Source organism: Neorhizobium galegae (genome assembly GCF_021391675.1).
Classification (GTDB): domain Bacteria; phylum Pseudomonadota; class Alphaproteobacteria; order Rhizobiales; family Rhizobiaceae; genus Neorhizobium; species Neorhizobium galegae_B.
This window is the reverse complement of the sequence record NZ_CP090095.1, coordinates 4,370,095-4,385,404: the sequence shown is the minus strand read 5'-3', so window position 1 is coordinate 4,385,404 and position 15,310 is coordinate 4,370,095. Positions and strand designations below refer to the sequence as shown.

The following is a 15,310-nucleotide window of genomic DNA, read 5'->3' as shown; positions in this document are numbered from 1 at the left end:
GCCATGCGAATGGCGGCGGGTTTTTCATTGAAGTTCCCTTAGCGATCAGGCGGGTAGCGATCAGGCGGGCTGTGCCACCGATCCGCCAGGGTCCGCCGCTTCGTCGTCGGTCAGGATGCCGCTTGCCTTCAGCAGCGCGGCGAAGCGTCCGCCGCTCTCGCTGAGTTCCTCATAACTGCCCATTTCGGCGACGCGTCCGTTCTCGAGGAAGATCACCTTGCTCGCATCGCGAACGGTCGACAGCCGGTGGGCGATGATGAAGGTGGTGCGGTTTTCGCGGAGGCGGTCTATGGCCGTCTTGACGCGAGCCTCGGTCTCGACGTCCAGCGCGCTGGTCGCCTCGTCGAGCACAAGGATCGGCGCGTTCTTGAGGATGGCGCGGGCAATGGCGATACGCTGGCGTTCGCCGCCGGACAACCGGTTGCCGCGCTCGCCGACCGGAGTCTCGTAGCCGTTCAACCGCGTTTCGATGAACTCGGCAGCGGCGGCGGCTTCTGCCGCCCTGGCGATTTCCTCCTCGCTCGCGCCCTCGCGGCCGAGGCGGATGTTCTCGCTGATCGACCGGTTCAGGAGGCCTGCATCCTGGAAGACGGTGGCGATGGAATGGCGCAGCGATTTCCGCGTCACCGTGCCGATATCGATGCCATCGATCAGGATCTTGCCTTCCTGCGGGTCGTAGACACGCTGCAGGAGGTTGATGAGCGTGGTCTTGCCGGCGCCGGTCGGACCGACGATGGCGACCGTCTCACCGGCTTTCGCCGTGAAGGAGACGTTGTGGACGCCTTGGCTCGTGCTGGCAAAGCCAAAGGAGACATCGCGGAATTCCACTTCGCCGCGAACCTCGCCGAGGTCGGCGGCATCTGCCGGCTCGGCGCGCTCTTCGACGGAATCCTCGAGGAGGAAGAAATCCTCGAGCTTGGCGCGCGCCTCGAAGATCTGGGTGGCGAACTGGCGCAGGAGGTCCAGACGGCCGATCAGCAGGTTGGCGAAGCCGATGAAGGCCACGACGTCGCCGACCCGGATTTCGCCGCGCTGAACCAGAAGCGTGCCGATGACCAGGATGACACCCATGGACACCGTCGAGGCCGTGCGGTTGAGGGCACCGGCCAGAGCCCACCAGTCGAGCACCGGATACTGGGCGGCAAGCAGGTCCTTGGTATAGTCCTTGAGCGCTAGGGTCTCGGCCTCGATGCGATTGTAGCTGTGCAGCACCGATACGTTGCTGATCGCGTCGCTCACGTGGGAGAAGACCGTGTGGTAGTGGTTTTCGACCGACGCCTGCCCCTCCTTTGTGCGGTTCATCACTGTCACGCCGATGATCCAGTAGAGGATGCTCAGCACCAAAAGGACGAGGCTCAGGCGCCAATCCATCGCGATCGCAGTGGGGACCAGCAGGACGAGCGCCACTGCGGTGGCTAGATGAGTACGCATGAATTCGAGCCAGAGGCCGAACAGGCTCTCTGCCGCACGCAGTAGGGTGTGCAGCGCGTGGGAGGTGCCACGGGTGTGGTGCCAGGCGAGCGGCATGGAGATGATTCGTCCGAAAGCCTCTGTCAGCAGCGATGCGCGTCGGCCATGGGCGAGCCTGTCGGCCTCACGGGCGACAAGCACATAGGCAACGGTATTGAAGACACCGAAGCCAGCCCATAACATCAGCACGGGCGTGACGGTACTGCCGGACGAAATGGCGTCGATGATCCGGCCGAAAAGGATCGGTTCGGCAATGGTGATGACGGCAAGCACGATATTGGCGACGACGACGGCGGCGACGCGCCACTTGTTCTTCGCCAGATATTGGAGGGCTCGTGCGTAAACCTGGAACAGCGTCAACTGGCGCAACCTCTTTCAAGTGGAGCCGCCATCGGGGCGGCGCCGGTAATCTAGTGATCGGAAACGGCAATTCCGCGACGGAAGCCGGAGATAATACTCTTCTGCCAGAAATGTTTCATGGAGGGCAAGGCTTCCCGCATTCAGTGTCTTGAACCAGCCCACGGCTTATTGCACAAAACCGTCAAGGGCTAGATTTCGCGGTATACCTTCAAAGAATGATAACTATGCTAATCGATTGTGAATAAGGGAAGTTACTGAAATCTAACATAAAGACAAGAATCGCCCGGAAAGAACGCGGCGGGGAGCAAGCCTTGAATATTCAGCTGGTCGTGCAACTCTTGGTACTCGTTGGGGAAATCAAGACCGAGGCGGAACTGACGGCCCAGCTCGAATCCCTGCTGAAGGCCTATGGATTCGAATATTACGGACTGGTCATCCGGCCGCGTTCCCTTCAGAATCCGGGCGGTCTTGTGCTGGCCGGCCGCTGGCCGGAAGGCTGGCAGGAAATCTACGAAGCCCGCAAATATGCCCTGGTCGATCCGACTGTTCGTATGCTCGGCATCGCGCAAAGGCCGTTCCGCTGGCGGGATGCGGTGCTCAGGCTCCGGAACGATCCGCATCGGCAGCGCATGCAGCGGATGATGCAGGAGGGGACACGTCACGGCCTTCAGGACGGCTACCTGTTTCCGGTCCATGGCCGCAACGGCTTGCTCGGGAACATGACGCTCGGCGGCCGCCCGGTGGATCTCTCGCCCGCCGAAATGGCGCTGTTCGATGCCGCCGCCAAGAAGGTGTTCTGGCGCTTTCTGGACCTGCGCGGACAGGCCGACGAGCTGGAGGCCGTCGCCAAGGTGGACACCCAGCTTACCCGCCGCGAGATGGAGGTCATCGTGCTGCTCGCCGACGGCCTGACCTCCAACGAGGTCGCGAAGTCGCTGGATATATCGAGCCATACGGTCGACTGGTACATCAACGGGCTTCAGGAGAAGCTGCGCGCCAAGAACCGCCAGCATGTGGTCGCTTCGGCATTTCGCCTCGGCCTCATCGCCTGAGCGATTGGTCTTCTTGCGACACATCCGGTCTCCCCAAGAAATTGCGCTTGCCTGATTAAGGCAATACTGATTTCTTTGCAGTGCAGCATTATTCTCGATGGCGCCTGAGGAGATTCGTCTTGCCCATTTCCAAGATCTTAGTTGCCAACCGCTCTGAAATAGCGATCCGGGTCTTCCGTGCGGCCAATGAGCTCGGCATCAAGACTGTCGCGATCTGGGCGGAAGAGGACAAGCTTTCGCTGCATCGGTTCAAGGCCGACGAGAGCTATCAGGTCGGCCGCGGCCCGCATCTTTCCAAGGACATGGGGCCGATCGAAAGCTATCTGTCCATTCCCGAAGTGATCCGCGTCGCCAAGCTTTCCGGTGCCGACGCCATTCATCCGGGCTACGGCCTGCTGTCGGAAAGCCCGGAATTCGTCGAGGCCTGCAACGATGCAGGTATCATTTTCATCGGCCCGCGGCCGGATACGATGCGCCAGCTCGGCAACAAGGTCGCCGCCCGCAACCTGGCCATCTCGGTCGGCGTGCCGGTGGTTCCGGCGACCGAGCCGCTGCCGGACGACATGGCGGTCGTTGCGAAAATGGCCGAGGACATCGGCTACCCGGTGATGCTGAAAGCCTCCTGGGGCGGCGGCGGGCGCGGCATGCGCGCCATTCGCGATCCCAAGGATTTGGCCAGGGAAGTCGTGGAAGCCAAGCGCGAGGCTATGGCTGCCTTCGGCAAGGACGAGGTCTATCTCGAAAAGCTGGTCGAGCGCGCCCGCCACGTGGAAAGCCAGATCCTCGGCGATACCCATGGCAATGTCGTGCATCTGTTCGAGCGCGACTGTTCGATCCAGCGACGCAACCAGAAGGTCGTCGAGCGCGCCCCGGCGCCTTATCTGTCGGAAGCCCAGCGGCAGGAGCTGGCGGGTTATTCGCTGAAGATCGCCGCGGCGACCAATTATGTCGGCGCCGGCACGGTCGAGTACCTGATGGATGCCGATACCCAGAAGTTCTATTTCATCGAGGTGAACCCGCGCATCCAGGTCGAGCATACGGTGACCGAGGTCGTCACCGGCATCGATATCGTCAAGGCGCAGATCCATATCCTCGAGGGTTTTGCGATCGGCACGCCTGAATCCGGTGTGCCGGCCCAGGAAAATATCCGCCTGCACGGCCACGCGCTGCAATGCCGTATCACCACGGAAGATCCGGAGCACAACTTCATCCCGGATTACGGCCGCATCACCGCCTATCGCTCGGCCGGCGGTTTCGGCATCCGTCTGGACGGCGGCACGGCCTATTCGGGCGCGATCATCACCCGGTATTACGATCCGCTGCTGGTCAAGGTAACGGCTGCCGGCACCACGCCGCAGGAAGCCATCGATCGCATGGACCGGGCGCTGCGCGAATTCCGTATCCGGGGCGTGGCCACCAACCTCACCTTCCTCGAAGCGATCATCGGCCACCAGAAATTCCGCGATAACACCTATACGACGCGGTTCATCGATACGACGCCGGAACTGTTCGAGCAGGTAAAGCGCCAGGACCGCGCCACCAAGCTGCTCACCTATCTCGCCGACGTCACCGTCAACGGTCATCCGGAAACCAAGGGTCGGCCGGCACCGTCCGAGCATATCGCCAAGCCTGTCCTGCCCTATATAAACGGCCCGGTCCCGGACGGAACCAAGCAGCTGCTCGACACGCTCGGTCCGAAAAAGTTCGGGGAATGGATGCGCAACGAAAAGCGCGTGCTGATGACCGATACGACGATGCGCGACGGCCATCAGTCGCTGCTGGCCACCCGCATGCGCACCTATGACATCGCCCGCGTGGCGGGCGTCTATGCGCGGGCTCTGCCGAACCTGTTCTCGCTGGAATGCTGGGGCGGGGCGACCTTCGACGTTTCCATGCGGTTCCTCACCGAAGACCCGTGGGAGCGTCTGGCGATGATCCGCGAGGATGCGCCGAACCTGCTGTTGCAGATGCTGCTGCGCGGTGCCAACGGGGTCGGTTACAAGAACTATCCCGACAACGTGGTGAAGTATTTCGTCTCCCAGGCCGCCAGGGGCGGCATCGACCTCTTCCGTGTCTTCGACTGCCTCAACTGGGTCGAGAACATGCGTGTGTCGATGGATGCGATCAACGAAGAGAACAAGCTCTGCGAGGCGGCGATCTGCTATACCGGCGACCTGCTCAACTCCGCACGCCCGAAATACGACCTCAAATATTACGTTTCTCTCGCCGAAGAGCTGGAGAAGGCGGGTGCGCATATCATCGCGCTGAAGGACATGGCCGGCCTCCTGAAGCCGGCCGCGGCGCGGGTACTGTTCAAGGCGCTGCGCGAGGCGACCTCGTTGCCGATCCATTTCCACACCCATGACACGTCCGGCATCTCGGCCGCGACCGTGCTTGCCGCAGTGGACGCGGGCGTCGACGCGGTCGATGCGGCGATGGATGCTGTTTCCGGCAATACCTCGCAGCCCTGCCTCGGCTCGATCGTCGAAGCGCTGTCGGGCACCGAACGGGACCCGGGCCTCGATCCGGAATGGATCCGCCGCATCTCCTTCTATTGGGAAGCGGTGCGTGGCCAGTATGCCGCCTTCGAAAGCGACCTCAAGGGGCCTGCCTCGGAAGTCTATCTGCACGAGATGCCGGGCGGCCAGTTCACCAACCTCAAGGAACAGGCCCGCTCGCTCGGGCTTGAAACCCGCTGGCACAAGGTCGCCCAGACCTATGCGGACGTGAACCAGATGTTCGGCGACATCGTCAAGGTGACGCCGTCTTCCAAGGTGGTCGGCGACATGGCGCTGATGATGGTCTCCCAGGACCTGACGGTTGCCGATGTCGAGAACCCGGCGAAGGACATCGCGTTTCCGGATTCGGTCGTATCGATGCTGAAGGGCGATCTCGGCCAGCCTCCCGGCGGCTGGCCGGAAGCGCTGCAGAAAAAGGCGCTGAAGGGCGAGCAGCCCTATACCGCGGTGCCCGGCTCGCTTTTAGCCCCCGCTGACCTTGCTGCGGAGCGCAAGGCGATCGAGGACAAGCTGGAGCGCAAGGTCAACGATTTCGAGTTCGCTTCCTACCTGATGTATCCGAAGGTGTTCACCGACTTCGCGCTGGCGTCCGATACCTATGGCCCGGTCTCGGTGCTGCCGACGCATGCCTATTTCTACGGGCTTGGCGATGGCGAGGAAATGTTCGCCGACATCGAGCGCGGCAAGACGCTTGTCGTCGTCAACCAGGCGATGAGCGGCACCGATGCGCAAGGCCTGGTCACCGTCTTCTTCGAGCTGAACGGCCAGCCGCGCCGCATCAAGGTGCCGGACAGGGCGCATGGTGCCTCCGGCAGTGCGGTGCGCCGCAAGGCGGACACTAGCAATGTCGCCCATCTCGGCGCGCCGATGCCCGGTGTCATCAGCCGCGTCTTTGCGACAACCGGCCAGGCGGTCAAGGCCGGCGATGTGCTGCTGTCGATCGAGGCGATGAAGATGGAAACGGCGCTGCATGCCGAAAAGGACGGCACGGTGGCCGAGGTCCTCGTCAAGGCAGGCGACCAGATCGACGCCAAGGATCTGCTGATCGTCTATGGCGGCTGAGTTCAGCCGCCATCCCTCAGGGCCCGGACTTTTCGGCCGAGCCCTTCGCCAAAAATAGCTATCAGGCCGGCGCCCCCGACCAGGGGTGCGTCGGCCCTGTCGTTCGCGGCCGGCAGATCGCCCAGATCATGAAAACGAGCGCCGTATATGATGCGGATTGTTGACCGATCGGAACCAAAGTTTTCGAGCGTGGTCAATTGCCGCGAACTTTTCTTTCCGTTGCGGGTTTCGCCTCGATACAATTTGTGAGAGGCAGGACGTCTTCGCAGCGTTGCAAATTCAATCGATTTAAATATGTTCGCGGCGATTGAAAAGGAACCTACCCATGGATAGTCGCGCGCCCTCCAACGCTTCCTCCGGCTCCCGAACTTTCATCACCCGCGAACGGGCAGGCGTGTCGCTGCTCTTCCTGATGAACGGCTTCATGGTCGGCGCCTGGGCGCCCAAAATCCCGGAATTTGCGAGCCGGCTGGGCTTGAGCGAGAGCTCGCTCGGGCTGATGATCCTGACCTTCGGCCTCGGATCGCTGGTGATGATGCCGCTTGCGGGAAGCCAGATCGCCCGTTTCGGATCGAGCCAGGTTTCCAAATATATCGCGGTTCTGCTGACACCGACATTGCTGCTCCTCACCTGGGTCGGCAGCATCTGGGCCGGTGCGTTGGCGATCTTCCTGTTCGGTGGGCTGATCGGAGCCATGGACGTGGCGATGAATGCCAATGCGGTCTCGGTCGAGAAAAACATGCGCCGGGCGATCATGTCGTCCTGCCATGCCTTCTGGAGCCTTGGCGGATTGCTGGGCTCTTCGACGGGCGGTTTCCTGATCGAACATATCGGCGTCTCCGCGCATGCCATCCTGGTGACAGTGCTTGCTGCGGTGATGATCATTGCTGCCTGGCGGATCGTTCTGCACGATGCACCCCATCCGGACGAAGCCAAGCATGGAGCAAGCCGCCTGCCGCGTTCGCCGCTGCCCTGGCTGATCGGCATCATGGCACTGTTCTGCATGATCCCGGAAGGCGCGATCCTCGATTGGGGTGCGCTTTACCTCCGCAACGAGCTTGCGGCTTCCGTCACGCTGTCCGGCTTCGCCTTCGCAGCCTTCTCGCTCACCATGGCGACGATGCGCTTTGCCGGCGACCTGATCCGCGACCGTTTTGGCGCGGTGAAGACGCTGCGCGTCTGTGCCGTCATCTCGATCTTCGGCCTGCTGCTGATCGGCTTTGCCCAGAACGCGCCGATGGCGATCGCCGGCTTTGCACTGACAGGCATCGGCATTTCCAACATCGTGCCGATCGCCTTTTCGGCCGCCGGCAACCTGCCGGGCATGGCGGCCGGCGTCGGCCTCTCGGTGGTCACGACCATGGGTTATTCCGGCATCCTGGTTGCGCCATCCGCCATCGGCTTCATTGCCGAGCATACCGGCCTCGCGATCATCTTCGCCGGCCTTTCGGCGCTGATCGTCGTGGTGCTCATGCTCTCGCCTTTGGCCAAACATGCGGACACGGCGCATCACTAGGCTGCGTCAGCCTGCCGGGCTGGAACGGGAAGGGCCGGTGCGATAAAGTGTGTGTTGCGGCGGTTGACAAGCCGCAAGCCATACGCCACCTGAAAGGCGCTTCATTCCCAAGGCGACGAGACTTCCGATGACCGCACCCGTCGATTATGATCCGAAACCGCGCCGCGCCACAGTCGCAGTCGATGTCGGCGGCGTCATCGTCGGCGGAGGCGCACCTGTTGTCGTGCAGTCGATGACCAATACCGATACCGCCGATATCGACGGAACGGTCGCCCAGGTCGCGGCACTCTACAAGGCCGGCTCGGAACTCGTCCGCATTACCGTCGATCGTGACGAGAGTGCTGCCGCCGTTCCAAAAATCCGCGAGCGCCTGCTGCGGCTCGGCATGGACGTGCCGCTGATCGGCGATTTCCATTATATCGGCCATAAGCTGCTGGCGGACCATCCGGCCTGCGCCGAGGCGTTGGCGAAATACCGCATCAATCCGGGCAATGTTGGCTTCAAGGACAAGAAGGACAAGCAGTTCGCCGACATCATCGAGATGGCGATCCGTTACGACAAGCCTGTCCGTATCGGCGTCAACTGGGGTTCGCTCGACCAGGATCTCCTGACCACGCTGATGGACCGCAATGCCGCAGATGGTTCGCCGCTGTCGGCCCGCCAGGTCATGCACGAGGCAATCGTCCAGTCGGCGCTGATCTCCGCCGAGCTTGCCGAGCAGATCGGCCTGCCGCGCAACCGCATCATCCTGTCGGCCAAGGTGAGCCAGGTTCAGGACCTGATCGCCGTCTATTCCATGCTCACAGAGCGCTCCGACCACGCGCTGCATCTCGGCCTCACCGAGGCCGGCATGGGCTCCAAGGGCATCGTCGCCTCGTCGGCAGCCATGGGCTACGTGCTGCAGCATGGGATCGGCGACACGATCCGCGTTTCGCTGACGCCGGAACCGAACGGCGACCGTACCCGCGAAGTGCAGGTGGCGCAGGAACTGCTGCAGGTCATGGGCTTCCGCCAGTTCGTTCCGGTCGTCGCCGCCTGTCCCGGATGTGGCCGCACCACTTCGACGGTGTTCCAGGAACTCGCCCAGAACATCCAGAACGACCTTCGCAAGAACATGCCGGTCTGGCGCGAGAAATATCCGGGCGTTGAGGCGCTCAATGTCGCGGTCATGGGCTGCATCGTCAACGGTCCGGGCGAGAGCAAGCACGCCGATATCGGCATTTCGCTGCCGGGTACCGGTGAAACGCCGGCAGCACCCGTGTTCATCGACGGCAAGAAGGCGCTGACTTTGCGGGGCGTAAACATCGCCGCCGATTTCGAGAAGCTCGTCATCGACTATATCGAGCAGCGCTTCGGCCAGCGCACGGCCGCAGAATAATTCCATGAGCCAATACTGGTCGCCGATCGTCAGCCGGCTTACGCCCTATGTCGCGGGCGAGCAGCCGCGTATCCAGAATCTCGTCAAGCTCAACACAAACGAAAACCCCTACGGGCCGTCTGCAAAGGCGGTTGCCGCGATCCAGGCGGCGGCGGACGATGCGTTGCGGCTTTATCCGGATCCGTCGGCGAGGGCGTTGCGCGAAGCGATTGCTGCGCGTTTCGGCGTGCAAGCGGATCAAGTGTTCGTCGGCAACGGTTCGGACGAGGTGCTGGCGCACACGTTCCAGGCCTTGCTGAAGCACGACAGGCCGCTGCTTTATCCGGATATCACCTACAGCTTCTATCCGACCTATAGCCGGCTCTACGATATCGACGTGGTCGAAATCCCCCTCGATGAAGGTTTCCGGATCCGACTTTCCGACTACGACCGGCCCTGCGGCGCGATCATCATTCCAAATCCGAATGCGCCGACCGGCATCGGCCTGGCGCTCCCGGAGATCGAGGCGCTGGTTGCCGCCCATCCCGAGGCACCGGTCGTGGTGGACGAGGCCTATATCGATTTCGGTGGCGACACCGCCGCGAGCCTGATTGCCCGCTATCCGAACCTTCTGGTCATCCAGACGCTGTCGAAATCCCGTTCGCTTGCCGGCATGCGCATTGGTTTCGCCCTCGGTCAGCGGCATCTGATCGATGCTTTGGAGCGCGTGAAAGACAGTTTCAATTCCTATCCGCTCGACCGGCTGGCGCAGGTTGCCGCCACTGCCGCGATCGAAGATGTGGAATGGTTCGAGACCTGCCGGCAGAAGATCATCGCGACGCGCAACCGCGTCAGCGATGAATTGCTTGCGATGGGTTTCGAGGTTCTGCCGTCACAGGCGAATTTCGTTTTCGCCGGGCATCCTGCTCTGTCGGGCGCCGAAGTCTATTCAGCCTTGCGGGCCGAGGGCGTGCTTGTTCGCCACTGGAACAAGCCGCGCATAGCCGACCATCTGCGCATCTCGATCGGCACGGATGCCGAATGCGACCGGCTGCTCGAAGTCCTGAAGAACCTGCCGGCCGCGGGCTAACAGCGGCTATTTTCTTCCCGTGGACGTTTCCTCAGCCAGAGCCTTCGCCAGCATGGCTTGGGCGGACCAGCGCACGATCCGTTCGCCCTCCTGCGGATCGACATCGCAGATATCGCGGAGCACGACGAGGGATTCGATACCCGTCAGCATCGACAATCCGTAAAGCAGCCGGTCGAAGACATCCTTGGCGAGCCTGGGGCGCAACGGTTCCAGCGCTTCCGTCAGCCATGGAATGCGCCGGCCGCCACGCCGCGGCTGGGTATCGCTGGTGATGGACGTGGCGAGAAAGGTGCGGAAGACACTTTCGTTCGCTGCCACCATGCGAAAGATCTGGCCGACGATCTCGTCCAGCCGTTCCTCCACGGTGCCGCTCACGGCTATACTGTCTGGCAGGCGAACCCCGTCGGCCACCGCATCGAGCACCGCTTCATGCACCATTTCGTCCGGCGTCGAGAAATAGCGATAGGCCGTGGCACGGGAAATGCCCGCCGCATCGGCGACTTCCGCCACGGAGGGATGCCCTCCGGCCTCGATCAATTGCCTAGCGGTGCGCAGCAATTCGGCACGCGTCCGCTTCTTCTGGTTTACCCGTTCTGTTTTCTTCACGTCACTCACTTGACATCTCATTCTCGTTATGAGATTTTAGTCTCATTAAGATTTAAGTGTATCACAAACCCTCCAAGGTACAAGACCATGAACACGGCTTCCACATCTCCAGTCGGCATTTCCGCCGCGCCCCTGACGGTGCATTTCCTCGGCAATATCTTGACATTCCGCGCTCGCTTCGCGGATACGAAAGAAAATTTCACCGTCATCGACGTGCTGACCGCGCCCAATGCCGGCCCACCGCCGCATACGCAGACCGATCAGGAAGCGTTCCTCATTCTCGAGGGCCGCTACGAGATCATCGTCGGCGATGAGGTCAAGCATTGCGGCCCCGGCGATTTCGTCCATGTCGCGCCGGGCACGATGCATTCCTTCCGCAATATCGCCGAGACGACCTCGCGGCTGCTCCTGATCAATTTCCCGGGTGACCTTCACGAGGAATTTTTCGTCGCGATCGGCGACCCGCTGCCATCCGGCTCGACCACGTTTCCGGACATGCTGCCGCCGGATGTTCCGAAGATCGTGGCGACCGCCGCGCGTTTCGGCATCGATATCCCGGTTCCCGCCAACGCCTGAGGAGACGACAATGACGCCCTCTATGATCAACGGTCTTCTGGCCTCCCGGTCCTTCGGCATTCTGGCCCGCGTGCTTCTCACATTCGTCTTCTGGTCGAGCGGTCTTGCCAAGGTCATCGACTTCGGCGGTGCGGTGGCGGAAATGGAACGATATGGCGTGATGCCGGCGGTTCCGATGGCCATCGCCGTCATCATCGTTCAGCTCGGCGGTTGCGCCTTGGTGATTTCAGGCCGCTGGGCCTGGCTCGGCGCCGGAGCGCTGGGCGTCTTTACAGCGCTGACCATCCCGATCGCTCACGCGTTCTGGACAATGACCGGCGAGGCAGCGTTCATCGAGATGATGTTCACCTTCGAACATGTCAGCCTTATCGGCGGGCTGGTGATGGTTGCCATCCTCCACCGCGAGGCCCGTGTGGCGGGCGCGCCAGCCCTTGCAGGCTTCTGACGAGGAGGACGTCGTCACTGCGGCGTCCTCCTCGCTATTGCCGCAATTCATGGTAAATGAGGATCACCACTGACGACGGGGATATCCATCTACATGCTGAAGAAAATCGCAATCGTCGCACTTTGCGCGACCTATCTTTCCGCCTGCACCACGACCGACCCTTATACGGGCGAGCAGAAGGTTTCCAACACAGCCGGCGGCGCCGCCATCGGTGCCGGCCTCGGCGCGCTTGCCGGCGGCTTGACCGGCGGACGCCATGCGGGCCGCAACGCACTGATCGGTGCCAGTATCGGCGCGCTCGCCGGCGGCGGTATCGGCGCCTATATGGACAACCAGGAAGCGGAACTGCGCGCCCAGCTGCAGGGCACCGGCGTTTCGGTGACCCGCGTCGGCGACCGCATCATCCTCAACATGCCGTCGAACATCACGTTCGCCACCGACCAGGACCAGGTGATCCCGCCCTTCTACCGGACGCTGGATTCTGTCGCGATCGTGCTGAACAAGTTCAACAAGACACTCATCGACGTCAACGGCCACACGGATTCGACCGGCAGCCTGCAGCATAACCAGGCTCTTTCCGAGCGTCGCGCCGGTTCCGTCGCGAATTATCTCGGCAGCCGTGGTGTGGACCAGCGCCGCATGTCGACGATGGGCTTTGGGCCGTCGCAGCCGGTTGCTTCCAACGCGACCTCGGACGGCCGCGCGCAGAACCGCCGCGTCGAAGTGGCGATCGCGCCGATCACCCAGGGCTGATCATAAAAGTCTGAGGGAAGGCGAGCCGCTCAGATGCGGCTCGTCAGCAGCTTCAAGCCGGCGACGCTGTAGAATACCGCCATCGTACCTTCGACCCAGCGCCGCGCGGCCTTGTAGCCCCGCAGTGCGTGGGATGTCGAAAAGACCATCGCATAGGTGGTGAAGATCAGCATGCTCGAGCTCATGCAGACGCAGATGATCAGCAGGATCGCCGAGGTCGGCGCATTTTCCGGCAGGCCGAGCGAAATGATCGCCAGCCAGGCAAAGATCGCCTTCGGATTGGTGACGTGGATCGCGTAACCGCGCAGCCAGAGCTGGCGGGCGGTATAGTTCGTCCGGGCATTGCCGAGGGCGACCTTGGAATCCGGCAGGCGCGCGGATTTGTAGGCCTTCCAGGCTAGGTAGATCAGGTAGATCCCGCCGAGCACCTTCATGATCTCCAGAGCGATCGCATAATTGCGGAGCAGCGCCGCAAGACCGAGCGCTGCGGCGCAAGCCCAGGTGAAAGAACCGCAGGCGATGCCGAGCGCCGTGATCAGACCGGCGCGGCGCCCTTGCGAGATCGAGGTGCCGATGATGGCGAAATTGGCCGGGCCCGGGCTCGCGACATTGATGACATAGGCCACATAGGCCGGCCACATGTAGGGCAGATAGCTCAGGACGTCCGGCATTCTCGTTTCCTATCCCTGTCTAGTTTTCCCGGCTGGCGATGAAGCGCGCGGTCTCCTGCAGAATGGACGCCTTTTCGCCGTAGGGCGCAAGCAGTTCTACCGCCTCGGCCGTCAAAGCGTCCAGCCGGTCCTCGGCCCAGGTTACGCCGTGTAGTGCCACGAGCGTGCCCTTGCCGCGTCCGGCGTCCTTGCCGGTCGCCTTGCCCAGGGTGGCGGCATCCGAGGTCAGGTCGAGCAGATCGTCGGCGAGCTGGAAGGCAAGGCCGATCTTCTGGCCGAAGAGCCGCAGCCTTTCGCGATGCTGCGGCTCAGAGCCGGCGATGATTGCGCCCGCCTCGCAGGCAAAGCGCAGCAGCGCACCGGTCTTCATCGCCTGCAATATGGTGATGCCGGCCTCGTCGGGCGGTGATCTTTCGGCGGCGAGATCGAGCGCCTGGCCACCCGCCATGCCGCCGGGTCCTGCCGCGCGGGCAAGCGACAGAACGAGTTCCGTCTTCAACCGGTCGGCGAGCGCGGTTTCCGGCGCGGCAATGATGTCGAAGGCATAGGTCAGCAGGCTGTCGCCGGCAAGGATCGCGGTCGCCTCGTCGAAGGCCTTGTGGACGGTCGGCTGGCCGCGGCGCAGGTCGTCGTCGTCCATCGCCGGCAGGTCGTCGTGGATCAGCGAATAACAATGCAGGCATTCGAGCGCGACGCCGACCCGAAGTGCTGCATCCGCCGGCCCGCCGAGCAGGGCGGCGCTCTCGCGGACGAGGAAGGGCCTCAGCCGCTTCCCGCCGTTCAGCGATCCATGCCGCATGGCGGCCATCAGATGCGCCGGGCGGGTCGTCTCGTCGGAAAGAGGGGTATCGGACAGGAGAGACGAAAGCAGGGCTCCCGTCTCGGCGGCGCTCTGCCGCAGGCGTGTTTCGAATGCCGTTTTCGCGTCCGTCATGGCCGCTGTTTGGCATGCCGATGGTTGGCTGGCAACGGCGATTCACCAGGACACGCGAAGTTTTCGGCACCAGACTCGCCTTGGCCACGTTGAGCGGTTATGAAACTCAAAACGAGGAACGAGTGCGATATTGGACATCACACCCGAACAGCAGGTGCAGGAGGAGGAGCCCGTGAGGCCCCGCTGGCGACGGCGCCCGGTTTCCGGAACTCTGATCCGCCGGATCGTGTTGATCGCGATCGCGCTGGTGCTGCTGCCCTATCTGCTGATCCTGGTTTATGCGCTGCCGTTCACCCGTCCCGTCTCGACGCTGATGCTGTCGGAACTGGCGCTGTTTCGTGGATACGACCGGCGCTGGGTGGGCCTCGACGACATCTCGCCCAACCTCGTCCGATCGGTGATGATGTCCGAGGACGGCCAGTTCTGCTTCCATGGCGGCGTCGACTGGAACCAGATGCGCGGCGTGGTCGAGGATGCCCTCGACGGCGAGGCGACGCGGGGCGCGAGCACCATTCCGATGCAGACCGCCAAGAACCTGTTCCTCTGGAACGGCCGTTCCTTCATCCGCAAGGGGCTGGAGCTGCCGTTGGCACTTGGCGCGGACCTCGTGTGGTCGAAGCGGCGGATGATGGAGATCTATCTGAACATCGCCGAGTGGGGACCGGGCATCTATGGCGCGGAAGCGGCGGCGCAATATCATTTCAAGGTGCCGGCTTCGAAGCTGAGCGCCCGGCAGGCCGCACTTCTGGCTGTGGCGCTTCCCAATCCTATCACGCGCGTCGCGGGCAAACCGAGCCGCGGCGTTCAGCAGCTGGCGGGGCTCGTCGAGCGCCGGGCGCGCGGGTCCGGCGATTACATCAAATGCATTTATGATTGAGGTCTATCGATTTCATTGGTCG

14 protein-coding genes are annotated in these 15,310 nt (G+C 62.5%); 9 read left to right on the top strand and 5 right to left on the bottom strand.

Annotated features, from left to right (window positions below):
• Window positions 1-60 precede the first annotated feature (60 nt).
• Window positions 61-1,830, bottom strand: a complete 1,770-nt coding sequence (locus LZK81_RS21610; protein ID WP_233954618.1) for a glucan ABC transporter ATP-binding protein/ permease — start codon at window positions 1,828-1,830, stop codon at window positions 61-63.
• Window positions 1,831-2,141: 311 nt separating this feature from the next.
• Here LZK81_RS21610 and LZK81_RS21605 point away from each other — a divergent pair, with 311 nt between their 5' ends.
• Window positions 2,142-2,882 (top strand): helix-turn-helix transcriptional regulator, encoded by a 741-nt coding sequence (locus LZK81_RS21605; RefSeq protein ID WP_046605144.1) that lies wholly within the window; start codon window positions 2,142-2,144, stop codon window positions 2,880-2,882.
• A gap of 119 nt (window positions 2,883-3,001) precedes the next feature.
• Window positions 3,002-6,463 (top strand): pyruvate carboxylase, encoded by a 3,462-nt coding sequence (gene pyc, locus LZK81_RS21600; protein WP_233954616.1) that lies wholly within the window; start codon window positions 3,002-3,004, stop codon window positions 6,461-6,463.
• Between the two features lie 2 nt (window positions 6,464-6,465).
• Here the strand turns inward: pyc and LZK81_RS21595 are convergent, their stop codons facing one another.
• The gene (locus LZK81_RS21595) at window positions 6,466-6,660 is read right to left on the bottom strand and encodes a hypothetical protein (protein WP_233954615.1); all 195 of its coding nucleotides are present in this window, start codon (window positions 6,658-6,660) and stop codon (window positions 6,466-6,468) included.
• 128 nt (window positions 6,661-6,788) lie between these two features.
• Between LZK81_RS21595 and LZK81_RS21590 the strand changes: the two genes are divergently transcribed.
• The 3 genes from LZK81_RS21590 (at window position 6,789) to hisC (ending at window position 10,426) form a co-directional block, all read left to right on the top strand.
• The gene (locus tag LZK81_RS21590) at window positions 6,789-7,979 is read left to right on the top strand and encodes an MFS transporter (protein ID WP_046611086.1); all 1,191 of its coding nucleotides are present in this window, start codon (window positions 6,789-6,791) and stop codon (window positions 7,977-7,979) included.
• A gap of 127 nt (window positions 7,980-8,106) precedes the next feature.
• The gene (ispG, locus tag LZK81_RS21585) at window positions 8,107-9,357 is read left to right on the top strand and encodes a flavodoxin-dependent (E)-4-hydroxy-3-methylbut-2-enyl-diphosphate synthase (RefSeq protein WP_233954614.1); all 1,251 of its coding nucleotides are present in this window, start codon (window positions 8,107-8,109) and stop codon (window positions 9,355-9,357) included.
• 4 nt (window positions 9,358-9,361) lie between these two features.
• On the top strand, window positions 9,362-10,426 hold the full coding sequence (gene hisC, locus LZK81_RS21580) for a histidinol-phosphate transaminase (RefSeq protein ID WP_233954613.1): 1,065 nt from the start codon (window positions 9,362-9,364) through the stop codon (window positions 10,424-10,426).
• A gap of 6 nt (window positions 10,427-10,432) precedes the next feature.
• Here hisC and LZK81_RS21575 read toward each other — a convergent pair whose 3' ends face one another.
• On the bottom strand, window positions 10,433-11,032 hold the full coding sequence (locus LZK81_RS21575) for a TetR/AcrR family transcriptional regulator (RefSeq protein WP_233954612.1): 600 nt from the start codon (window positions 11,030-11,032) through the stop codon (window positions 10,433-10,435).
• Between the two features lie 87 nt (window positions 11,033-11,119).
• Between LZK81_RS21575 and LZK81_RS21570 the strand changes: the two genes are divergently transcribed.
• The 3 genes from LZK81_RS21570 (at window position 11,120) to LZK81_RS21560 (ending at window position 12,806) form a co-directional block, all read left to right on the top strand.
• Entirely contained in the window at window positions 11,120-11,608 is a 489-nt protein-coding gene (locus LZK81_RS21570) for a cupin domain-containing protein (RefSeq protein ID WP_233954611.1), read from the top strand.
• 10 nt (window positions 11,609-11,618) lie between these two features.
• Window positions 11,619-12,053: a DoxX family protein gene (locus LZK81_RS21565; RefSeq protein ID WP_233954610.1), complete on the top strand. Its 435-nt coding sequence runs from the start codon at window positions 11,619-11,621 to the stop codon at window positions 12,051-12,053.
• Window positions 12,054-12,146: 93 nt separating this feature from the next.
• A complete protein-coding gene (locus LZK81_RS21560) occupies window positions 12,147-12,806 on the top strand; it encodes an OmpA family protein (protein WP_233954609.1) in 660 nt (219 codons plus the stop codon).
• 29 nt (window positions 12,807-12,835) lie between these two features.
• On the opposite strand, the gene LZK81_RS21555 is transcribed toward LZK81_RS21560, so the two are convergent.
• Together LZK81_RS21555 and LZK81_RS21550 are read right to left on the bottom strand one after the other, a co-directional pair.
• A complete protein-coding gene (locus LZK81_RS21555) occupies window positions 12,836-13,477 on the bottom strand; it encodes a LysE family translocator (protein ID WP_046626278.1) in 642 nt (213 codons plus the stop codon).
• Between the two features lie 19 nt (window positions 13,478-13,496).
• The gene (locus tag LZK81_RS21550; RefSeq protein ID WP_233954608.1) at window positions 13,497-14,411 is read right to left on the bottom strand and encodes a polyprenyl synthetase family protein; all 915 of its coding nucleotides are present in this window, start codon (window positions 14,409-14,411) and stop codon (window positions 13,497-13,499) included.
• A gap of 130 nt (window positions 14,412-14,541) precedes the next feature.
• Between LZK81_RS21550 and mtgA the strand changes: the two genes are divergently transcribed.
• Complete coding sequence (gene mtgA / locus LZK81_RS21545) at window positions 14,542-15,288, top strand: monofunctional biosynthetic peptidoglycan transglycosylase (RefSeq protein WP_370689838.1); 747 nt, start codon at window positions 14,542-14,544, stop codon at window positions 15,286-15,288.
• Window positions 15,289-15,310 lie beyond the last annotated feature (22 nt).